This is a genomic window from Propionivibrio sp., from assembly GCF_041441355.1.
In the GTDB taxonomy this organism is placed as follows: domain Bacteria; phylum Pseudomonadota; class Gammaproteobacteria; order Burkholderiales; family Rhodocyclaceae; genus Propionivibrio.
The window spans coordinates 1-22,254 of sequence record NZ_JASDTF010000017.1 but is presented as its reverse complement, the minus strand read 5'-3'; the positions used below and the strand labels follow the sequence as shown (position 1 = coordinate 22,254).

Annotated in this window: 12 protein-coding genes; 8 read left to right on the top strand and 4 right to left on the bottom strand. The window is 57.5% G+C overall.

Annotation, left to right across the window (positions count from 1 at the left end; translation table 11 throughout):
- Positions 1–465: 465 nt before the first annotated feature.
- Positions 466–3,828 (bottom strand): VPA1262 family protein, encoded by a 3,363-nt coding sequence (locus QMB55_RS05460; RefSeq protein ID WP_497587666.1) that lies wholly within the window; start codon positions 3,826–3,828, stop codon positions 466–468.
- A gap of 492 nt (positions 3,829–4,320) precedes the next feature.
- Between QMB55_RS05460 and dsr1 the strand changes: the two genes are divergently transcribed.
- Complete coding sequence (dsr1, locus tag QMB55_RS05455) at positions 4,321–8,154, top strand: anti-phage defense-associated sirtuin Dsr1 (RefSeq protein ID WP_497587665.1); 3,834 nt, start codon at positions 4,321–4,323, stop codon at positions 8,152–8,154.
- A 161-nt stretch (positions 8,155–8,315) separates the two neighbouring features.
- Positions 8,316–9,755, top strand: coding sequence for a TniQ family protein (locus QMB55_RS05450; protein ID WP_497587664.1), 1,440 nt, complete (start codon positions 8,316–8,318; stop codon positions 9,753–9,755).
- Between the two features lie 17 nt (positions 9,756–9,772).
- On the opposite strand, the gene QMB55_RS05445 is transcribed toward QMB55_RS05450, so the two are convergent.
- The 3 genes from QMB55_RS05445 to QMB55_RS05435 are packed head-to-tail and all read right to left on the bottom strand — an operon-like array spanning position 9,773 to position 14,167.
- Positions 9,773–11,062 (bottom strand): AAA family ATPase, encoded by a 1,290-nt coding sequence (locus QMB55_RS05445; protein WP_497587663.1) that lies wholly within the window; start codon positions 11,060–11,062, stop codon positions 9,773–9,775.
- Complete coding sequence (locus QMB55_RS05440; RefSeq protein ID WP_497587662.1) at positions 11,055–13,280, bottom strand: TnsB C-terminal domain-containing protein; 2,226 nt, start codon at positions 13,278–13,280, stop codon at positions 11,055–11,057. Before QMB55_RS05440 ends, QMB55_RS05445 begins: the two co-directional genes overlap by 8 nt.
- Positions 13,271–14,167, bottom strand: a complete 897-nt coding sequence (locus tag QMB55_RS05435) for a TnsA endonuclease N-terminal domain-containing protein (RefSeq protein ID WP_497587661.1) — start codon at positions 14,165–14,167, stop codon at positions 13,271–13,273. Before QMB55_RS05435 ends, QMB55_RS05440 begins: the two co-directional genes overlap by 10 nt.
- 787 nt (positions 14,168–14,954) lie before the next feature.
- Between QMB55_RS05435 and QMB55_RS05430 the strand changes: the two genes are divergently transcribed.
- The 6 genes from QMB55_RS05430 to QMB55_RS05405 all read left to right on the top strand — a co-directional run bounded on the left by QMB55_RS05430 (position 14,955) and on the right by QMB55_RS05405 (position 22,236).
- The gene (locus QMB55_RS05430; RefSeq protein WP_497587660.1) at positions 14,955–16,133 is read left to right on the top strand and encodes an AAA family ATPase; all 1,179 of its coding nucleotides are present in this window, start codon (positions 14,955–14,957) and stop codon (positions 16,131–16,133) included.
- 119 nt (positions 16,134–16,252) lie between these two features.
- Positions 16,253–17,395: a TniQ family protein gene (locus tag QMB55_RS05425; RefSeq protein ID WP_497587659.1), complete on the top strand. Its 1,143-nt coding sequence runs from the start codon at positions 16,253–16,255 to the stop codon at positions 17,393–17,395.
- An 87-nt stretch (positions 17,396–17,482) separates the two neighbouring features.
- On the top strand, positions 17,483–18,244 hold the full coding sequence (locus QMB55_RS05420; protein ID WP_497587658.1) for a metallophosphoesterase: 762 nt from the start codon (positions 17,483–17,485) through the stop codon (positions 18,242–18,244).
- A gap of 392 nt (positions 18,245–18,636) precedes the next feature.
- The gene (locus QMB55_RS05415) at positions 18,637–21,021 is read left to right on the top strand and encodes a peptidase domain-containing ABC transporter (protein ID WP_497587657.1); all 2,385 of its coding nucleotides are present in this window, start codon (positions 18,637–18,639) and stop codon (positions 21,019–21,021) included.
- 32 nt (positions 21,022–21,053) lie between these two features.
- A complete protein-coding gene (locus QMB55_RS05410; protein ID WP_497587656.1) occupies positions 21,054–21,623 on the top strand; it encodes a DUF5625 family protein in 570 nt (189 codons plus the stop codon).
- Between the two features lie 19 nt (positions 21,624–21,642).
- On the top strand, positions 21,643–22,236 hold the full coding sequence (locus tag QMB55_RS05405; RefSeq protein ID WP_497587655.1) for a hypothetical protein: 594 nt from the start codon (positions 21,643–21,645) through the stop codon (positions 22,234–22,236).
- The last annotated feature ends 18 nt before the right edge of the window (positions 22,237–22,254 follow it).

Here is a 22,254-nt window from a genome sequence, read left to right as displayed (position 1 = left end):
AGATCTTCCGCCGCCATGGAGTGACACAGGACGAGGTGGGGGGCGTTGTTGGGGCGAGCCAACCTCATGTTAGTCGGGTGCTACAGGGAAATCTTTCGCGCGCGACTAGACTGTCGGAAGAAATTTGCCTCTATGCGGAGCGCCTTGAAGATGGCGGCGTGACCTTGGACGCTGTGCGTTCCAATGACGATCTTATCGAGGCGCTTCGCGTGACTTGGGATGGCACCTCTGCACACGCTCGGGCTCTGGCATCGGTTATCCGGTCGCTGGCGGTCCTTAAACGATAGGGCGGTCGAAGACGGCGGGATCTCGGCCAAAGCGGCCGTTTGCGTTGGAGACAACGGGCGACTGGTGTAGAACTGCTTCCCGACGCTGGCTCCGGTTTTGTGTGAGATGACTGCGCTTTGACAATGCCGCGGGTCACAACCAACTTCAAGCGCAGAGATGACAAAGGGGCGCTGATGATTATTGAAGTTCACTTCCAGTGTCGTTGCTTGGGGCCAGGTGTTCCTCCACCTGGTCGAGGAACGCGGCAAGCTGACTCGGCTTGCTGGCGCGCTCCGAGCGCCATTCGGCCATTGGCCTGACCATCGCAAGTTCGCGAGCGTCCCGCGACAAATCCTCCAACTCGCGGTCGGTCATACTGCGCTCCCGCAGGTAGTACTGAGTCCATCGGCTTAGGGCCAAGATCCACATCGAGACCATCAGGGCACAGTCCCATTGGGTCCAGTCGGAAGTGCTGGAGAGAGGCTGTTGCACGATCCGCCTCTGCCGCTTCAGGATCGCTTGCATCGTCTTCAGACTAGCCTGCAGTCGCTCCGGGCTGCTGTAGGCTAGGAGGAGCGCGGTGATGATGGTGGTCTGGCCCTCATGCTCTAAGTTAAACAGCCGCAGCTGGCTCGTCGGCTTCGGTTCCAGCAAAGCAGCCAGTTCCAGAACCCAAATTTCGCAGGCATCATCCGCGTTAGCGCGGCCATTCTGTAGCAAAGGTAAGACCACATCCTGGAATAGCCAAGGTTCGGTCCAGGCCAGTTGTCGCATATGTCCGCGCATGGAGTCGACCAGGCGTCTCAACTCTTCAGCGGGAATGGTTGCCGGAAGTTCCTCGTGCAGCGCCGCTACTAGGCCTTTGTATATGTCGGCCTTCTTCGGATTCATTGCCGCGCGATGAACCATCCAACCCAAGGCACGCACTCGCTCTGGATAGGCAAAGGCGGCCACCAACTGCAGTACTGTGGCGAACCCTCCCGGTTTTTCCATCTGCATTTCAATTGCATTCAATCCCATCCATTGCAGCAATCCATTGCCGCTGCGAACAAGTCGCTCCCGCTGCCCCTCGCTGATGTCGAACTGCACCGACAGCGAGATCTCACTGACGATCTGGCTCAACAGGGACAGCCGCATCGTATCCGAGCTTTGGGGCTCCACTGGTACGCTCGCCATCTGGGCTTCGGCGATCGCTAACAGCGCGTCCGGCGCGTACCACCAAAGGAACTTGATAGTGAAATACTCCGGCCAAGTCAGGGCTGCATATTTCGTAGGGTGGAACAAGTGTTCCAAGCGATAGGGACTATTTAGAAGGGCCTCGATTGGTTCCCGAAAGAAGCGGGCGACCACAACGGATAACTCCTTGCCTGCCTTGTCATGCGTGCGATTGAGCGATGCATCGAGGAAGCGCAACAGGAATTCCAGAAAGTCACGCTCGGATTCGAGCTCGGTCAAGCGGCTGTCCCCGTCACGCGAATTTGCGAGCAGTTCGCCGAGCACCACCCAGGTAGGTGTGAAGTCATCGAAGTTGCCCGCCTGCCGGTCAAGACAGTTGCGCAGACTTGCAGTCTCTGGCAAAGCGAGGGAGCCATCCTTGATAAAGTTCAACTCCTCCATGTGCTCCTTCAACCGATCACCGCTCAAGCCATGCAATGACGGCTCCCCTGTCCATGCGCTTAACACGTCACCCGCTTGGGCATTCTCGAGACAGAGTAATGGCTCGTAGCCCCTCGGCGGCGTCGGCGACGCTGTGGAGTCGAAGAGAAGCCGTATGGAGGATCTCTCGGTCTCGCCCTCGGGCTGCGCGGCGCCCGCCTCCCGCACCAGCCCAGACTTGTATTGCTCAACCTTGAGCAGGACATCCGCTGGGATAGGGGTTACTAGCAACGGGTAGTTTTGGGCGGCCGTCTGAAACGAGTTGGACAGGTTGAAACCTGCAACCGGCAGTCTGTCCGGCCCCATGATAAGAATATATCGATCATGCAGCCGGCCTTCCTTCAGGCCGTAGATGCGCAGCTTGATGTGTTCGAGTGGCTGGCGGTTGTGCTCACAGCTCGCTACTAGGTTGTTAATCCGGCCCGGGATGGGCTCATCGGATTCGCCCGGCGTGGCTTCGCCTTCCTTGGATGGTCTGGGTAGGGACGTGAAGACGATGTAGTCAGCCTTCGGAGCCGCACAGAGCAACATCAGCCCCAAGCCGGCGGTCTCGAAATAGGGATCGAAAATGACCACTTGATGCTGCTGGTACTTCGCCAGCAGCGCCCTGAACCATTCCACGAATTGCAGCCGCCCCTCGCCATCGTCTTGGCCCCAGCGCTGGAAGAATTGCCCCTCCGACTTTGGTGGATGGAGCCGCGCAAAAAGAGATACGAGATCGCGGTTGGCCGGGACCCAAGGGTCCGCCTCTCGTCCTCCAATGTGGTTGGCAAATCCCAGATTGCCGCGATTGATTGTCAAGGCTACCTTCACTCGCTCGGACACGGATGGCCGAGTAGTTTTTTCCAGCCAGTCGAACTTGACGGGGCTGGGCCCGTGGCCCATTGCATGACCCTGAAGATGGAGTTCCCGAACGTAGCCGATCCGCCACCGGCAACACAGCGTGCCGTCGCCGGACTGATCGTCAAAGCCGAAGATCTCCAGCTCAGTGCTGTCGGTCCTGGCGCGCAACTGGTCGCTTAGCTCGAACTTGCACTCGAACACGCCTTCTGCATCGCGTACTGCTGTGGCGACGCCGGACTGGACAACTTGACCGTCGTTCTCGATGCTCAGGCGGAACTGGAATCCGCGGAAGTGCGGGACTTGCAATGGATTGAATCGGGCGACGAAGGCGTGCGGCGCATCGGCCCAGCTTACGTTAAGCAAGCTGCGCTCCAGGTCGTCCAGGGCAGGGAAGACCTGCAGTTCGAGGTCACCGAACCGGGCGATGTCGGCGCCACCAAAATTCAGGCCCGTGTCAGTGTTGAGGCGTCTGACCACCGATTCGGTCAAGGCCACGTCGTAGTCCGGGCCCAGGCGGAACAGCTCCGCCTTATCGGTATGCGTAATCGACGCGCTGAAGGCCCCAGCTCCGCCATGCGGGCTCGATAGTGAACGCTCGCCATACGCATCCCGGTTGATCAAGTAGGCGACGGGACGGTAGACGAGGCCGGCAGCGGCGAGCGCCGTCGCTCCGAACCGCGCTTTCAACTGGTCCGAGAGCCCAAGCTTCAGTTCCTCACTGATTGCCGAAACAGATCTGCCGGCGCTCAATTGTCGTAGGAGATCCGCGCAATGGACGCTTTTGACGTACAGGTTGAGCCGGACGACCTGCGCCAGGACATTCCCGAAGGTATGGAAGTTATCATCGTTGCTGGAGGACCAGCAGTCGCTGGAATGGCTGTAGGGGAGCAGGCGGCCATAGACTACGCGATTTTCAATTGATTGCTCGGACTTGATCTGCAAGATCCACAGCTGTAGAGCGCAGTGGCGGACGTCCTTCGAGAATAGCCGCGCCAGCCGGACGTCGTTGAGCAGGTCATCTAGTACAGGGGCCATCGATTGCTTATGAATACCTTTCCACATTCTCATGTCCCCTTTGCCGGGCAGCGCGGATAGCCTACTTCCGCGTCGGTTGAAAGCGAAAGCATAAGTTTCGCCAAAGCCCTCGTTAAGAGCAATTGGCCATACAACGGCAGCTTACCAAGGCAGGCATTTCCGACGAAATCCGTTGGCCTGGCAGACGGCCGCTTCGGCCGACCAGCCGATTGATGTAGCAGCCATGACATAGCGACTCGGCAAAAGCAGACTTTTAGCCTCTGGTCAAAAGCTAGCAGCTATGCGCCGGTTACCTGCCGCTCAGCTAGGAAGGGGCTTGAACGGCAGCTCTCTCAATCAGCGAATACGTGCGCCATGCTCAATCCAGACTCCCGCGCCACCATTCAGCGACAGATTTGTGCTGTCATTAGATAACTCCCGAACCATGTGATGTGGTTGATCGATATAACGACCTAAAGCAAACATTTGGTGGCATGATCCAAAAAACTACCATTTGTCATTTGACAGGGAGCAAAACGAGTGCAGTTCGTCACCCACGGCCCTGACATCCCGGATGCACTCTTGCAAGCGCACGAGGAAGGCCGCGTGGTGTTTTTCTGTGGTGCGGGCATTTCCTATCCCGCAGGCCTACCGGGCTTCAAGGGGTTGGTAGAGCAGATATACCGCCTGAACGGCACAACACTTTCGGACATTGAGCGCGAGGCCTTCGAGCGCGGGCAGTTCGACGCCACACTTGACCTGCTCGAACGCCGCTTGCCGGGGCAGCGTCTGGCCGTCCGCCGCGCACTGGCGCAAGCCCTGAAACCAAAGCTCCGCCGCAAGGGCGCCATTGATACGCAGGCGGCGCTGTTGCGTCTGGCGCGCAGCCGCGAGGGTGCGCTGCGATTGGTCACGACCAACTTTGACCGCATCTTTCATGTGGCAGCCAAACGCACGGGCCAAGCGTTCCAGGCCTATGCAGCGCCGATGCTGCCGATCCCAAAAAACAGCCGTTGGGATGGGCTGGTTTACCTGCATGGCCTGCTACCGGAAAAAACCGACGACACCGCACTGAACCGGCTGGTGGTCACCAGTGGTGATTTCGGCTTGGCGTATCTGACCGAACGTTGGGCAGCGCGCTTCGTGAGCGAGTTGTTCCGCAACTACGTGGTCTGCTTCGTGGGCTACAGCATCAACGATCCGGTACTGCGCTACATGATGGATGCTCTGGCAGCCGACCGGATGCTGGGCGAGATCACGCCGCAGGCCTGGGCACTGGGTGATTGTGAGCCGGAGCAGGAGCACCGGAAAACCATCGAGTGGGAGGCCAAAGGCGTCACGCCCATCCTTTACACCGTACCGGCCGGCACCTACGACCATTCCGCGTTGCACCAAACGTTGCACGCTTGGGCAGATACCTATCGCGATGGCGTGCAGGGCAAGGAAGCCATCGTCGTCAAACATGCTCTGGCCCGTCCGCAGGACAGCACGCGGCAGGACGATTTCGTTGGCCGGATGCTGTGGGCCTTGTCAGATAAATCAGGCTTACCGGCAAAACGCTTTGCGGACCTGAATCCCGTCCCGCCGCTGGACTGGCTTCTGGAAGCCTTCTCGGACGAACGCTTTCAGTACAGCGATCTGCCGCGCTTCCTTGTGTCACCTCACGTAGAAGTAGACACCAAACTTCGATTCAGCCTGATTCGGCGGCCTGCGCCCTATGACCGCGCCCCGCCGATGCTGCTGGCTTCTGGAGGCGTCAGCGGTAGCCAGTGGGATGACGTGATGTTCCATCTGGCTCGCTGGCTGGTTCGTCATCTGGATGATCCAAGGCTGATCATCTGGATTGTAGAGCATGGCGGGCAAATGCACGACCGTTGGCCGTGGCTGATCGAGCACGAACTGGATCGCTTTGCCGCACTGGAGCGTGATGGCAAGACCTCCGAGCGGGATGAAATTCTCTTGCACGCCCCCAAGGCGATTCCCGGCCCCTTGATGCGTACCTTGTGGCGTCTTCTGTTCAGTAGCCGGGTGAAATCACCGTGGCACGACCCTGATTTGTATCGCTGGAAAGGGTGTCTTAAGCGTGAAGGACTGACCACCACATTGCGTCTGGAATTGCGAGAGTTGCTTGCCCCCAAGATTGTCTTGAAAAAGCCGTTTCGCTGGGATGACGACGATTCGAGCAGCACAGACGAGCCCACGCGGATCAAGCAATTGGTGGACTGGGAGCTCGCGCTGGCCGCTGATCACGTGCATTCAACCCTGCGCGATCTTGCCGACGAGTCATGGAAATCTGCTTTGCCGCACCTGTTGGAAGATTTCCAGCTGTTGTTGCGTGATGCACTGGACCTGCTACGCGAGTTGGGCGAAGCCGACGACCGTAGCGACCGCTCACATTGGGATCTGCCATCCATCACGCCCCACTGGCAGAACCGGGGTTTCCGCGACTGGGTTAGCCTGATCGAGTTGCTGCGCGATGCATGGCTGGCGATTCGTGCCAACGATAGTGCGCGTGCGACACACATCGCGCAGAACTGGCTCGAGTTGCCTTACCCCACTTTCAAACGTCTAGCCCTGTTTGCCGCAAGCCACGACGAGTGCATCCAGCCCAAGCAGTGGGTGGATTGGTTGCTGGAGGAAGGCGCGTGGTGGCTGTGGTCCACAGATACCGGGCGGGAGGTATTCAGGCTGTTTGTTCTTCAGGGGCGACATTTGGCAGGGGCTGCACAGGACCGTCTGGAAGCAGCCATCCTGACGGGACCTCCGCGCGAGATGTACCGGGACGACCTGGAACTGGATCAATGGCAAGACTTGGTGGCCCGCTCCGTCTGGCTACATCTGGCCAAACTGAACTTATCGGGCCTCGTGCTGGGCGCGCCAGCAGCGGCACGCTTGGAGGAAATTTCCACTGCCTACCCGCAATGGCAGTTGGCGACCAATGAGCGTGACGAGTTCTCACACTGGATGAGCGGCACCGGCGATCCGGATTACGAGGACAGCCGGGATGTCGACATTGCGCCCCGTAAGCGGCAGGAACTGGTGCAATGGCTCACCAAGCCGATGCCCGAGCGGCGGCCCTTCTACGAAGACACGTGGCACGACGTTTGCCGCTCGCGCTTCTTTCACAGCTTGTCCGCGCTAGGTGATCTCGCACGAGATGGCGTGTGGCCCGCTGGCCGATGGCGCGAAGCTCTGCAGGCTTGGGCCGCAGAAGGAATGGTGTTGCGATCCTGGCGGTACGCCGCACCGCTGGTACAGACCATGCCGGATGCTTTGCTACTGGAAATTGATCACGCCGTGACTTGGTGGATGGAGGCAGCCTCCAAGGCTATCAGCCGCCATGAGGACATCCTGCTGAACCTGTGCCGCCGCGTTCTGGACTTGCCGCTAGAAGTAGGCTCAGGTTCTCGCATTATTCGAAACGGTGTCGAGACCTATGACCCTGTCGGCTCGGCGATCAATCATCCCATCGGGCACGCCACGCAGGCACTGATCAACCTATGGTTCAAGCAGAACCCGAACGACAACGATCTGCTTCCTGCTGAATTGAAGCCCATTTTCTCCACACTATGCGACGTGCAGGTAGATCGATTCCGCCACGGTCGGGTGCTGATGGGGTCGCGGCTGATCGCATTCTTCCGTGTGGATCGCCCTTGGACCGAACAGCACCTGCTGCCATTGTTCGGCTGGAGCAATCCCGTTGAAGCCAAGGCCGTGTGGGAAGGCTTCCTCTGGTCGCCGCGCTTGTACCAGCCATTGCTGACAGCCTTCAAGTCACAGTTTCTGGACTGTGCAAACTACTATGCCGATCTTGGCGAGCACCGCCAGCAATTCGCGACCCTCCTCACCTACGCAGCATTGGGCCCGAGCGAGGGATACACCGTAGAGGAGTTCCGCTCTGCGATTGGTGCACTTCCACAAGAAGGGTTGGAGGAATCCGCGCAAGCGCTCTCCCAGGCGCTTGAAGGTGCCGCCGATCAGCGTGAGGACTACTGGAAAAACCGTGCCCAACCGTTCTGGCAGCAGATCTGGCCAAAATCCCGCGACTTGGCCACCCGGCGAATCGCCGTGTCTTTGACTCGCCTAGTGATTGCCGCCCGAAGTGAGTTCCCGGCGGCCTTGGCTGCGGTGCAGGATTGGCTGCAACCGATTGAACACCCGCACTATGTCGTACATCGGCTGCACGAATCGGGTTTGTGCAGCCGATATCCAGCAGATGCACTGAGCCTGCTGAATGCCGTGATTGACGACCAACAGTGGGGTCCTCGGGAGTTGGGTCAATGTTTGAACGAGATAGTGCAAGCTGTGCCAAACCTTGCACAAGATGGCCGTTATTTAAGGCTCCGCGAGTACTCTCGGAGACGGGGAATGTGATGCGGTTGTGTCCGGAGTTTTGTGTAAAGCTGCCATTGCTCATGACATTCCTTGGCGTCAGCTTTGGCCGAAGTGCTGACTCTAAACCGCCGCCATTCAGCCCCCGTTCCTTCTGAAAAATCCCTAGCCATAATTCGCAGTACGACGGCCTTGCCGTTGATATGCCTGCATGTGTTGAGCAATACTTAACGCATGTATGGATATCGTCAGTCTGTGGCGCATTGGTGCGCGACGCGGGGTTGTCGAGGCCGATTGTGCTGATTCGGACGACGCCCTTTCCAGGTGAGCTGATACACGGGTATCGCGGTCGGCTCATGCGTTCAAATGGTGTGTCGGACGACAAGCAACTCGATACGCTGATGCGCGCATGGGCAGGGGTTGCCGGCTCGGGCTACCGCGAAGTACCAAGTGCCGTTTTGTTTGCCAAGGTAGCTGGCGTACCCGTAACCGAGTTTGTCTCGCAACATTCCTTTGTTTCTCTGCGGCGAGCGATTACGTGGTTTCATCCAGAGACTGCACACGGTTGCGAATCAATGCTGCAGTTGTTGTGGTCGGGGCCGATGCACTTGCCGCGTGACGGTGCGTATTTATGCGAGCACTGTGTCGCCGAGGATATCGAATCCCACGGCATGAGTTATTGGCGACGCGGTCACCAGCTTCCAGGCGTGTTTTGGTGTGACAAGCACAGGGCGCCGCTGTGCTACGTGGAGAAAGAGTCTGCGTTTCAAAGGCCTCCGTCCGAATTCGTGGAGACGGCCACCCGTTTATCCCCAGGGTGGGTCGAAGAACTGATCGGAAATCCGTACCTTCAGAAATACGCAGATGTCTGTTCTGGGTTGTTGGAACGTGATCGTCCGTTTGACGTGGCTGTTGTCTCACACGTGCTCAAGGCGGAAGCTCGCGCGCAAGGCTTTCAAGCAAGTGGCCGACCGGTGAAGCGCCCTCTGCTGAGCGACATGGCCATCAAAGTGATTGGCCGGCAGTGGCTGGCAACGGTGGTGCCGGCGCTGGCAAATAAACCAGAAGGGGATATCTCGTACCAAGTCGACGGAGTGTGCTATCTCAAAAAATCATCGTCGTCGGCCGCTGCCTATGCCCTCGTTTGTGCGTTGCTCTACTCCTCTGCCGGCGTGGCAATCAATGCGCTGGCCGAAGTGCGTCCGCAGGACCTCGGCATTCGCCGGAAACGTAGAGCTGAGCTCTCGACCGATGACCTGATTGAGGCATACATTCAGTCTCGTGGGGATTACGCTCGGGCAGCGGAGCGTTTCGATTGTGTCTACCAGACAGTGGCTAGCCGTTATGCAACCCTGGGTTTTCCGAACTTTTCCGGAAAGCGGGGGGCTCGGTTATTTGACGCGGCGATCGCCTTTTATGTCGAAGAGAAATCGTGGAACGAGAGCATCGCGGCGGGGCGCATTACCCCGGGTGAAATGGAAAATATGGTCCGTCGTTCAGGGAGTGCACTGGGGTGTGCCCTCAGGGAAATCTGCGTGTCACACCCACCAGAGACAGCCGCCAAACGACCGCGTCGATTGAGCCCCAAAGAAGCTCAGGAATTGCCCGAGGCCATGCCCTTACTCGGCATGACCTCGGGGTGATTCGCAGGTGTCAGGCATCAGGTGCGGGACATCGAGTTCCAGAAGGTGCCCCAGTAATTGTCATCGCGTCGGATGAGGTCCTCATAGCGGGCCATCAACCGCGGGTCCTTGCTACGGAGCGCGGCGACAGCCGGGCCGACCGGGGCCAAATACGTGTCGGCGGCTTTTTTGAAATCCTCGATCCGCAAGTCATCGTCCTTCGGACGCTCGAATGCCACCCTGTGCGCCGCAATCCAGAGCGCGACGATCAGTCGCGGAATTCCTCCCGTCAACAGCAGGATCAGCTCCAGCAATTCGGAGGTGACGGCGAGCGGTGTGGCGACGAATTGATATCGTGCCAACTGGCCGATAAATCCTTTCGAATAGGCCAGGTCATCGGCATGCTCGAAATGGCGAAAGGGATGGTAACCACAGGTCACAAAGCGTTGGATGTTGGCCAGTCGCTTGGTCAGCGCACCCACGCCATCCGGCGTTCCGGTCAGTAGCACCGGAATCTGCCAGGTGTTGGTCAGCGACAGTATCCACTTTAAGCACTGGTCCTCGACGATGCTCAGCTCAAGGTCCCCGGGGTTGCCATTTGCTTTTCGGCGCTTGGAGAGGCTTGGGAGCTTGAAAAAATTCTGTACTTCGTCCAAGTGCAGAATTCCAAGGAAGTGGGCGAGTGCGACCTGGCGCCACTCGTCGAGCATTTTTTGCCCGTCGCGCCGTTCGCGACCAAGGCTTGCTGTGAATCGTCCGATCCGCTCCGGCGCATGCTTTGCCATGGTTTCTTCCCAGGTCGTCATGAGATTTGCGGCGAGGTCTGCAGAGCGGCCGCTGGCGGGTACATCGACGGATTGCCACACAACCTGATGATGAGTTCCGACGATGTTTGGGAAGTCGGAGTGGAGAATCACTTTGTCTGGGTAAAGCCCGAGACATCGCAGCGAGCCTTCGGTCTTGCCCGTTCCCGAATGCCCCACGCCGACAGCGGCCATGGCCGGAGCACGTTGGGTTCTGTGCGCGATTTTCTCCCCCGTCAGAATCGACCAAGTTTGTGGAGCGTGAGGATCGCGATAACGGTACCCCTGGCGGACCATCAAGTCGATGGACGGTTGCAGTCGAAGGTCCTCTTGGCTGGCAATGTGCAGGTCGCGAAGTTGCATCAGCAGATGGACTCGAATGTGTTTCGGAATGCTCGCGATCTCCTGGGGATGCCTGGGAAGGAAGCTCAAGTGCCTGGCAACCTCCGCCCTTGAAAGAATGGGGCCGAGGTGAGCCGTTAACAAATTCCCGGCGTATGGATCAAAGTCACGTGGGTCATTCATTTTCGGGGACTCCCCGATTGGAATCAGCAAAGATTTCCTGCATCAGTGCGTGATAAGCCTCATCTGCCTCGTCCGCTACCCGTTGCTGCGCTTCAGGCGTGGGCGATGACCGCTGACCCATCGTCTGGTTTTCAACTTGCCGTGCTTCGGACATCGTGGGCTTCGTCCCCAAATGAGTGTCTGACGCTTCTCGCGTGAGGCCTTTAGCACGGGCGATGATTTCTTCAGCTTGTCGCCGAAGGTGCAAGGCAGCCAGATGATTGGCGTGCTGAGTCTCTGCAGCTTGCGAAAGTCCGAACATGTAAGCATCTGCCCATTCGTCCACGGTAAGCTCCGGGGATGCAGTCGAATGGTCGGCGAGCGACAGCTCGAGAAGGCCTGAGGCCCCTGTCTGCGGCGTCCAGATCCTTGAGAGCGATCCCGGGAAATGGCTTGCTTGAACCTCCCAGCCCCCGAAGTTTCGGGCCAGAGCGGTCCACTGCTGTTCATCGACGACATCCGACCGATACTCTTTGCCGGCCCAACGGATGCCGCGCCGGGTTACTCTGGCTGGCTCTGTCGGAAGCAGATCGGTGATCAATCGATCGACAGGCAGGTTACGACGAACGCCGATGCCTTTCTCATGCCCATAGCGCCACAAGCCGGCCGGGCTTGGGAATACGCCCGCGCCATTCATGTGCGCGTCAATTCGATGTTGTCTGGGCGCTGTCAGGTTGTACTCGGTGAAAACGGTATGCAGGTATGCGATGTACTCGGGGACGGTGAGCACCGATTCCTCAAGATTGATTTTGCGTAATTCGAACTCTGCACGGCGGTGGTTGATGGCGCCCGGTACGAAGTAGAACTGCTCGTCCTTGGCGATCCGGTGCAGCACCTCCACGAGGCCTTTTAGATCCGGTCGATACGGCGGTGTGTAGCTCATGCAAGGGATCAGTTTTGCTCCAGTGATCTTGGCCGCCTGTGACAGGTATTCACCCCGGTCGCAAAGTAAGGCCGCACACATCGTTGGGGCCGGATAAAGCGATTGCATCGGTTGGTAACCCCAAAGATTGCCCAAAAGTTCACTGGGAACCGCAGAAGAAAACAGCGCGACCTTGGCGGTGTCCCAGGAGGGGCCGCGAAGACAGACATAGAAACCGACGACGGCCGTGCTCCAGACGTCGACGACGATGTAAACCACGGGGCGGCCGATGATCCACGCGCGATTCACCGAGGAGCGTAGAAAAATGTCACCGATGGTGGAATCGATCGCCCAGGTGTGCCCGGGGCCAGAAACCCCTTGCCAGTTTCGCGCAACCAATCGGCGAAGGCTGCGCAAGAAGTGGCCCTTGGTCGTTCGTTCGAGTAGTCGCTGCAAGCGCGGAATCTCTGTTTCCAGGACACGCTGAATCTGGCGCCGGTTGGGATACTCGCCAAGCTTTGGATCGACCGCGACGAGCGTCCCATTCTCGTGGCGATAGCGCGTGACGAAGGCAGAACCGATGATTGATGTAACCCGCTCCGGCATCCCGGGTTTTGGCGTTGGGATTCGTTTATCCGCGGCAAGAATTTTGTTGCGCCACTCGGTGCTGATCCCCGGCTGTTGAAGTGGAGCGTGTTCTCCGAATGCTCGGGCAATCCGTTGCTTGGCCGTTTTCCTTCCGGATTTTTGACGACCGCCAGGATCGCATGGCCGCGGAACACCCGGTGCCCCACAACGATGGCGCGCGGGTTGGAGACTGGTTTCGTGAAATCCGAAGCGGCAGAGCAATGAAAAGCAGTTTCGGATGAAGGATTCACTTGCCCCTGTTTGCACAGCTTCGTTGACCAGGCCTCTGATGCCGTGGTGGATCAAGACCTGTTCGCGGAGGTGATCAAAATCTAGAAACGGTGCCATTGCAGTTTTTCTTATGGCATAAACTGCTTCGTCTGGGGGGGAGAGCGGGTGATTCTCAACGTCGATGACGACCTCGCTCAGTTGATCACTCTCGGCCATGCGCAGGAGGTCATCACGCTCGAACCATCGCAGTCCGCCGAGGAGCGGTGCTCTGAGGAGGGGGCGTGGACGTTTAGTCTGTGTGAGCCGTGGACGCCCACCTTTGCGCCTTTGCCCGCCAGCCGGTGGATCCAGGCGAACGGCCGCCGTCTTGCCGAGTTGGATTTCATCAAGGAGGACGCGATAGATGCCGGCGTCTGGGCCTTCAAGAATGCTGAACGCGAGGTTGTGCATCAGTTCCATGCTGACCTCCGGCTCGCGACCGGGTTTTGTTCCCAGAAGGCACTGGCTGGCAAGAGCGAGATCGGCGTGTGAGGGCGCCAACCGCGGCGTAGGTCGAGAGGAATGTCACCACACCAAACGGCCTGCCAGAAGGCCCGCTGGGCGCGATCGAAGTCACCATCGAGGGCCCGTGAGGTGGCTTCGAGCACGTGGGTTAAGGAGCGTCCGTTGCACTTGGATGCGAGCGAGGCGGCGATTTTTCTATCGTCCTCATTCGTTTTTTCACCCAGTGCCCAGGGCATCGTGCAACGCAAGGTCAGTGCGACGCGGTTGTCGAATTGTTCTGGCGTGATCAACAACCATGGAACCCCCCGTGCATCCCAGTAGGCATTCTCGAGAGCTAGTGACTTTCGCATGCCTTTTGTGAGTTCCGCGGTTGGTTTAACAGCGATGGCCAGCAGCTCGAGCGCCCCTCCGCTGCTCTGCAGGAGGAGAAGCAGGTCGGTGGTTGGGGTCCAGTCGACGGATTTTCCGTTGCTGGAAATGGCTGGGTGAGAAATGTTTAGCTGCTCGGCAATCGCCTTTGTGCCAGGAAAGAGCCCGGCAGGTGCGTCGATAACGTAGTCAGCGAGTTCATGCCGACCGGAATCGACTGAGAGCGGGAACTGTTCACGGATGTCTTTGAGACCCGGGAGCATGGCGGCAAAGAAAGTGCCGACCCACTCGCCATCGCTTAACAACTCGCGTTGCCGTCCGTTCCACATTTGTAAGTGAGAGCGGCCACGGCTCGATGGGTCGCCTCGGCTGACGCGATGCCAAGGCACATAAGTCTCATACAGGCCGTTTCCACGTCCCTCGCGGGCAAAGCGGGCAAGCACCGTCGGGGTAAAACGTTTGGTGGTGCGCATAGAATTCTCCATTTTCAGGGCGAGCAATTCCGTCGCTCGCCAGCTGGCGTTCGAAAACCGAAAATGGGGGATTGACGGACGGCAATTGCGTCCTTAGACTCTGTAAACGATCAGTTACAGGTCGGGGATCCCCCGGCTGAGTTTTGAAAAACCGCGAGGCTTAGGCCCCTCGCGGTTTTTTTTTTGTGTGTGCGCGACTCGTGAGTAAGGAGGCTCCTTTCAATTTGTTTGGTTTTTGTTGGTCGTTCTTCAGTATGAAAGTACGCTATTCGATCATTAAAATATGGCCTGTTCAAGAGAAGGTGTTTGTTATCGTTTGCTTATATCGCTTGCTGTATATCATTTGAGCAGTTGTTGGCGATTTAACTGCTTTTTGATTTGTTGTGCTACCTTTTGATGGATGGTAGTAGAAGGTTTGTTTTGGCGTTGTTTTTATTTGAATAAGTGCTGATCGTTTATCATATTCATTGCGCGCTATTTATTGTTTTTGTGTTTATTGTTGACGTTTTAAAATCTTGGTGTCACGATAAGTCCATCTGATACAGACTTTTTTATTCTTCCATGCTCATGCTCCGCCAATCCAAAAATCCGCTCTCGTGGCCTGGTCGCATAGCGATACGTTCTCCCCAAACCTCTGCGGATTGGGGTGACGGCGTTTTTGCGGGGTTTCTGGGCTGAGCTTTAATCGGAGTGAGAGACTTTAATCGGAGTGAGAGACACCTCCTACCTCCTTCGCCAGTAGAACCGAACCCCGCCTTTGCGGGGTTTTTCGTTGGAGGGGGTTGCGATGGGAAGAAATAGTTTTGGCCACGAAGAACATGGTTGGTCAATTTGGAGCGGCGTCGCTGTCAGTCCTGAGGTCGCATCAGAATTAAAGCGCGCAAAACAAGTGCAGGACGCGATTCGCCGTGCGGATGAACACAAAGCGATTGTTTCATCGGGCACGGCCGAAACGGCTGCTACCAGCTTGCAGAAAAATAGCTGCTGCGCGGACTGGAGCGGTCCGATCTTGCAGTTGTTTGAATGGGATGAGCTGACGCATGACCAAGCCAGCACTGACGCTCACCAGGATTCCGAGGCCAGGGAGCGAAAAGCGGCGGTCCATCGCAGGCTGATGGCGCGCGGTGCATTCCGGCGCCTTGCCTGCCTGCCCGAGGACTGGCGGGCACAGTTGGATGGAATCGAGGTCAGGTTCCCGAATTTTTCCGGCGTGGTCGATTACTTACGCGCGATGTTCGCAGTCGCCGAGCACGGTACAAAAACACCCGCGCCCGACCCGATCTTGCTGAACGGTCCGCCTGGCGTCGGGAAATCGATGTTTGCCGAGTGCTTGGCACAGTTTTTCGGATGCGGGTATCGACGGCTCAATATGGAAAATGCCCAGACCAACGCACAACTCGTGGGCTCAGATGAGTTCTGGGCGAACTCTAAAACAGGGGCGGTCTTCGAAGTGCTGGTCGAGGGCGACTACGCGAACCCGGTGTTTCTCCTGGACGAGGTCGACAAAGTCCGTGGTCGGCCAGAGTACGACCCCCTTGGGGCGTTGTATGGACTCCTCGAGCCCGGGACTGCCAAGTGCTTTCGTGATCAATCGATGCCGCGGATTGGCATCGACGCGAGCCGAATCTATTGGTTGTTGACTGCAAACGAAGCCAACGCACTACCAGGGCCAATCTTGAGCCGAGTGCGTCGCTTTGACATCCGTCCGCCAACGCCCGAACAGGCCATCGCCATCCTCAACAGCATTTTTGAATCCCTGCAATGCGAAATGGGCCTCCCAACAGAACTGCAACCACTGAGTCCGGATGTCAGTGCCGTGCTCGGACAGATGGCACCACGGCGCCAGCGGCAGATTCTTCGCGAGGCGGTCGGGCGAGCACTTTATGCGGAGAGGCATGAGATTACAGCCGATGATTGTCGCCTTCCGATGGCCGCCGAAGAGATCGAGCGCCGCATTGGATTTTGATGATGACGTCCCCAATTTTTTTGCGCGACGACTATGAAAATAATGCCCTGTCAACCTCGCTGCGTGAGGTTTTTAAGTCGCAATAATTTCATTTGGCATCGCAGATAAATCGCCAGCCCATGATTTTGCCCAAGCCTTTCTCCGATGAGTCACTCGCAAGCCTGCTGGCGAGGCTGTGCCGCCTGAACGGTATCTCTGACTATGGTGATGTGGTCACGCTTTTGTTCGGACATGGCTTGCACACGACATTCATCAACGCGCCAGTGGATGTCGTTGAGTTCTGCGTCAGGACGAAAGGTGCGTACGGTGAACCCGTCGAGGTTCTCGAAAATCTCACCTGGATGGGGGCTGCGGGACGCCTTGAGGTGGCCTCTCCATCAAGGGGGACTTACGTGGCTGCCGGCCTAGTCAAGCCAACGCTGGCCGAAATGACATTCCCGGAATCAGTGAGCTTGAGGTATTGCCCGGCCTGTCGGAAGCGCGATCTTCTGGGGTATGGCATGTCTTATTGGCGCCGACAGCACCAGATCCCTATCGTCTGGTATTGCGCTGATCATGGTGAGTCATTGGTCAAAGTGCCGATGAAACGGGCTGACCTGCACACAACTTTTCCGCTCCCGGGCGACTTCAAGCGCCTGGACTCAGCGTGCGTTGCTCGACGCCATGCGCCTGGCGATTTCATGCAAGCTGTTGCTCATCTCGTCCGAGATTTTTTTGCATGTCCGGCACCACCTTCGCCGGCCTTGATTCACGCATCGATTGTCAGTGAACTGCGCGCGAGGAGACTCTTGTCCGACCGTGGCCGTCTCCACCTTTCAGAATTTTCCGCACAGCTAAGGCCTCTTCTGTTAATTCCTGAAGTAAGCGGAACCGGAGAGGTGCAAGCGAAGCTACTTAAACGGTTGAGCAGATACGTCATCAATCCATCCCAAGCAAGCCTGACATTCGAAGCACTGCTACTGGTTCAGTGGTTGTTCGGAGGTCTTGCTGGGTTGAAGGCAAAGTGCGCTTGGCTTCAGGTGATTGGTGTGCCGATGCTTGCTCCTGGTCGCACAAATGACTCGACAGAGTTCGAGCTCTTTGGTGCGTTCCATCGACGTCGCTGCATCCAATTCATACGCGAGCACCCCGGCTGTTCACGACTCGACTTCACCAAATTCGAATATCGGAGTTTTCGTTGGCTGCTGCATCATGATGCTGAATGGCTAAACGGACTACTCCCCCTTAACTCACGAGAAGGGAAGCAGCTGTTATTGTTTTAATGCGACTGTGCTCGTTCTTCTGCCTGAGCGTCCTAGTTCAAAGAGGCAACGCTGGCAAAATTCAAGGACTACGTGATACACAGAGCTATGCGCCTCGCCCTATATTCAGATCTGCACAACGAATGCGGCGTGCCTTGGGAGCCGCCGGAAAGCGCTCTTCAGGCCGACGTTGTTGTGCTTGCCGGCGACATTGGTAGCCATACGCATGGCCTGGAATGGGCTGCTCGGCGTTTTCCGAAACAGCCGATCGTTTATGTCGCCGGGAATCACGAGTATTACGACGCACAGCTTGGCCTGATGGACGAATTCCAGAAACCGTTCTGGGAACAGATGGACGTGCATTTTCTGGATCACCAGTCTTTTGAACTCGATGGCGTTCGTTTCTTGGGATGTACGCTCTGGAGCAGCTTCGGCCTCTACGGCACCGACAAGGCCGAGGCTTACATGGCTGTCGCCAAGAGACGCATCAACGACTACTGGATGATCCATGCCCGAAACGGAAAGCGACTGGAGCCTCGCGGTACGCTGAAACTGTGCTGCGCCGCCGTATGCTGGCTTGAAGGGGAACTGTCAAAACCGTTTGACGGAAAGACAGTCGTGGTTACGCATTTCGCACCGCATCCACGCTGCGTGGCACCACAGCATCAAGGCAGTGACGTGTCGCCGTATTTCGTGACCGATCTCTCTTGGCTGATGGAAAAATATCGGATCGACCTCTGGTGCTATGGGCGCACGCACACCAATATCAATTTCGTCGCTGAAAACGGTTGCCGGGTGGTCACAAATCGGAGGGGCTATCCCGGCGAGCGGTGCAATGGGTTCAACCCCCGCCTGATGATTGAGGTATGACGCAGGCGCGGATTGTCACGGTCCGGCCAGTGATCGTGTGATGTATCACGCCAAGATGCCCAGAGGTTGTTCTGTGTTGGTGCCATTTTCTTGTTTTTAATCCATGTTTTAAGTGATTGTCTTTTTACGCTTATTTCACGGTGCGTATAAAAATATTCAATAATAATCAATCGCCTGTTTGTTCGTTTGTCTATGCCGAAATACTTTTGTATCTATTGATCATTATTTGTTTGGGGTATAGGATTGTGGTGTTTTGCATCAATAAGTATGCCGCTTAGGCAATAACTATTTGCTTTTAGGCCGGCGGTGCACCCACAACACACAACATGAGGCGTGGCCGGGCAGGCGCTTGCAGCGCCGCCGGAACTGCGCGCAGGCGAGAGGCTGGGGCAATGGATTTACGCGGGGAACTCCAACGCGGGGAGGCGCTGTGGCTGCTCGGCAGCCTGTGCGGCCTGTGCCGCATCCCCTTTGATCCGGCGCTGATCGAGCAGAACTACCCGCCGCCCTTTACCCTCGCCAGCCTGCACGACGCAGCTCGCGCCCTCGGCATCAAAACCGGGATGCGCCCCCTTAAGGGGATGGATTGGGCCAGGTTGCCGCTGCCTGCCATCGCTTTCGTGCGTGTGGTGCCGGATACCACCTCGGCAGTCACCCCGGATTCTGATGTTGCAGCACAAGCCGCTGAAACAGCCGCCACTCCCGAAGGCCACCCCAGCATCCACCACCTCTCGGTGATCCAGGGCGACGGCGCCAGCCGCCCCGCTGATCCGACGGCTTCGCCCCCGCAAACTACGCCCGCGCTGCACCTCGCTGCGGCGCCGACCGAAGCGGAAGGTCAGTTCGATTCCGCCCCGGCGCCTTCACCAGAGACCTCGCCCGAGCCGCCCTCCGAGCCCCCTTATGCCCTGCGCCTCATCGTCAAGGTGGCCGGTGAGCAAGTCATCTACTTCCGCCCCGGCAGCCAGAGCCCGGAGACGATCTACCTTGCTGACGCCGCCACCCAATGGGCGCCGCAACTCCTCCTCGTCGCCAAGGAAAGCGCCGCGGGCGCCAGCGGGGCCCATGGCGAAGAACCCGACATCCCCGGCTTCGAGCAGGAGAAGAAAGCCTTTGGCTTTAGCTGGTTCGTCCCCGAACTCCTCAAACACAAGACGCTGTGGCGCGACGTGCTGCTCGCCAGCCTCGCCATCCAGCTCGTCGGCTTGGCCACGCCGCTGTTCACCCAGGTCATCATCGACAAGGTCATCGTCCATCAGACCAACAGCACCCTCATCGTCCTGGGGGTGGCCTTGGTGATGTTCATGCTCTTTACCAGCGGCATGACCTGGCTGCGCCAGTACCTGGTGCTGCACACCGGCAACCGCATCGACGCCGTGCTCGGCAGCCAGGTCTTCCGTCACCTCCTGCGCCTGCCGCTGCCGTACTTCGAACTGCGCCCCACCGGCACCCTGGTCGCCCGCCTGCACGGGGTCGAGACGATCCGCGAGTTCGTCTCCGGCGCCGCCGTCACCCTGATCCTTGACCTGCCCTTCCTGTTCATCTTCCTGGCGGTGATGTTCGCCTACAGCTGGCAGCTCTCACTCATCGCCGTCGGCCTCCTCGGCGCCATCGCCCTGATCAGCGCCCTCGTCGCCCCGCTCTTCCGCGACAAGCTCAACCAGCAGTTCATGCTCGGGGCGAGGAACCAGGCCTTCCTCACCGAGTACGTCGCCGGCATCGCCACCGTCAAGTCCTTGCAGATGGAGCCGGACATCGACAAGAAGTACGGCGACTACCTCGCCCAGTACCTCGTCGCCGGCTTCTCGACCAAGCAGGTCGGCAACACCTACAACGTCATCGCCAACGCCCTCGAACAGGTGATGACCCTGGCCATCCTCATCGTCGGCGCCTTGCTGGTGATGCAGAACGAAGGCTTCACCGTCGGCATGCTGGTCGCCTTCCAGATGTTCGCCGGAAGAATGAGCCAGCCGCTCCTGCGCCTCGTCGGCCTGTGGCAGGAGTTCCAGCAAGCCAGCATTGCCGTCAAACGCCTGGGCGACATCCTCGACATCCCGCAAGAACCGCACGCCCTTACCCCCAGCCGCGAAGGGCGCGGCGCCGGGGAGTTGACCCTGCATGGCCTCGCCTTCCGCTACGGCGAGCATTTGCCCTGGCTCTACAAGAACCTCGACCTCGCCTTCCAGCCCGGCCGGCTTACCGTGCTGATGGGCCCCTCGGGCTGCGGCAAGAGCACGCTGGCCAAACTGATGCTCGGTTTCTACCAGCCCAACGAAGGGCAAATCACCCTCGACGGGCGCGACATCCGGCACCTCGCGGCCAACGAACTCCGCAGCGCCTTCGGCGTGGTGCCGCAGGAAACCATCCTCTTTGCCGGCACGCTCTACGACAACCTGGTCATGGCGCACCCGCACGCGCGCTTCGAGGACGTGATTGCTGCGTGCAAGGCGGCGGAAATCCATGAAGTCATCGAACAACTCCCCAACGGCTACCAGACCGAGATCGGCGAACGCGGCACCGGGCTCTCGGGCGGCCAGCGGCAGCGCATCGCGATTGCGAGAGCGCTCCTCAAGCGGCCGAAGATCCTGATCTTCGACGAAGCCGTCTCCAACCTTGACCAGCAGACGGCCGAACACTTCGCCCGAACCATCAACACCCTCAAGGGCAAGGTGACGATGCTCTTCATTACGCATCAGGTGCCCAAGGGGCTGAGGGTGGATGAGGTGTTTAGTTTTGATGGGCCGCAGCAGGCGAGCGAAGTTGAAATGGCTGAGTGAGTAAAGGAATGAATAATTCTGATGGAGGTGACATGAAGAAAGGAAATGAAACTAAAGAAGGCGGTGGTTTGCTAACGTGGATTGATAGGTTTTTGGCAATAGTCGCAACGGCATTTTTTCCGATCCTTGTGTCCTGTTCAATAACTACTTCGCCAACCGGTGTGCCATTTCTGGCACAGAAGGCAGGGAGCAGAATTGAAATTGAATATCGAGTGACTGATCACAGATTTTACTCGTTCAATCTTCTTTTCCTTTACAGAAAAGAAGACAGCCTGGATCGCGAGCGTGTCCGCAAGTTGGTGGGCGACTCTCAGAGGAATGCAAATGGCGAATTAATTGATCCCGGGGTGAGTGTTGCGGTTAGGTTAAAAATAATCGAGATTGACGGACCGAATCCGGCGGTGCTTTATGAGGCGGTTAATTCAGAGCTTGTATCAGACGGTCACGGAGTAGGTTTTTATAGCAAGCAAATAGTTTCTGTCCCTATAAAAATTGGCCGCTACCGTATAGTTGTTGAAAACCTAAAAGACAATCCGGAGCTAGATGGAGTAGAAGTGATTTTCACGATCGGAACCAATCCAAAGGTTGATTCTATCAAATAAAATATATTGAGGAGCTGTCATGGCGTACACAGTCACTATAAAGATCGCAGGAAAAGGCACTTTGACTTCCGAAGGTAGTTCATCTTTTGGGCATATGTGGATTTCTCTCAGCGATGGAAGTGGGGGCGCGCCTTTGAGCTATGGATTTGGCCCTGTTAAGGATGATAAGTGGTGGAACAATGCGCTCGGCCCAGGGCAACGATACAAGAATGACGACGAATACTACAAGGCCACTGATTTTAGCCAAACAATAGAAATTAGCAAAGAACAATATGATGCAATGAAGTCCTTTGGGGAGAATCCATTTGGGCCGGAATTCAGTAACGTATACAACGGACTGTCGAATAGCTGTATCGATTTTGTATGGAAAGCGCTGGCAGTTGGAGGGCTTAATCCAACAGGTTACGATGGTAGTGTGTGGCCAACGATGAATGGTATTGATCTCAATAGCATTCTCTTGAGATCAAGAGGACTGTTCCGCGATCTCACCGATGGATACGTACTGCACCAAAACTCAATCTTTAGACGGACAAACATCAACACCGCCTACCTCAACTCCCGTCGCACCGCCTCCCCGCTGGGCGGTGTCCCGGGAAGTGGTGTAACAGCGTGAGGGAGTGAGGTGTTCGCC

Coding starts and splice junctions, on each gene's coding strand:
- QMB55_RS05435 (WP_497587661.1), bottom strand. CDS start 14,167: ATGCGCACCACCAAACGTTTTACCCCGACGGTGCTTGCCCGCTTTGCC.
- QMB55_RS05450 (WP_497587664.1), top strand. CDS start 8,316: ATGCCTGCATGTGTTGAGCAATACTTAACGCATGTATGGATATCGTCA.
- QMB55_RS05445 (WP_497587663.1), bottom strand. CDS start 11,062: ATGAATGACCCACGTGACTTTGATCCATACGCCGGGAATTTGTTAACG.
- QMB55_RS05425 (WP_497587659.1), top strand. CDS start 16,253: ATGATTTTGCCCAAGCCTTTCTCCGATGAGTCACTCGCAAGCCTGCTG.
- QMB55_RS05420 (WP_497587658.1), top strand. CDS start 17,483: ATGCGCCTCGCCCTATATTCAGATCTGCACAACGAATGCGGCGTGCCT.
- QMB55_RS05440 (WP_497587662.1), bottom strand. CDS start 13,280: ATGGAACTGATGCACAACCTCGCGTTCAGCATTCTTGAAGGCCCAGAC.
- QMB55_RS05460 (WP_497587666.1), bottom strand. CDS start 3,828: ATGTGGAAAGGTATTCATAAGCAATCGATGGCCCCTGTACTAGATGAC.
- QMB55_RS05430 (WP_497587660.1), top strand. CDS start 14,955: ATGGGAAGAAATAGTTTTGGCCACGAAGAACATGGTTGGTCAATTTGG.
- QMB55_RS05405 (WP_497587655.1), top strand. CDS start 21,643: ATGGCGTACACAGTCACTATAAAGATCGCAGGAAAAGGCACTTTGACT.
- QMB55_RS05415 (WP_497587657.1), top strand. CDS start 18,637: ATGGATTTACGCGGGGAACTCCAACGCGGGGAGGCGCTGTGGCTGCTC.
- QMB55_RS05410 (WP_497587656.1), top strand. CDS start 21,054: ATGAAGAAAGGAAATGAAACTAAAGAAGGCGGTGGTTTGCTAACGTGG.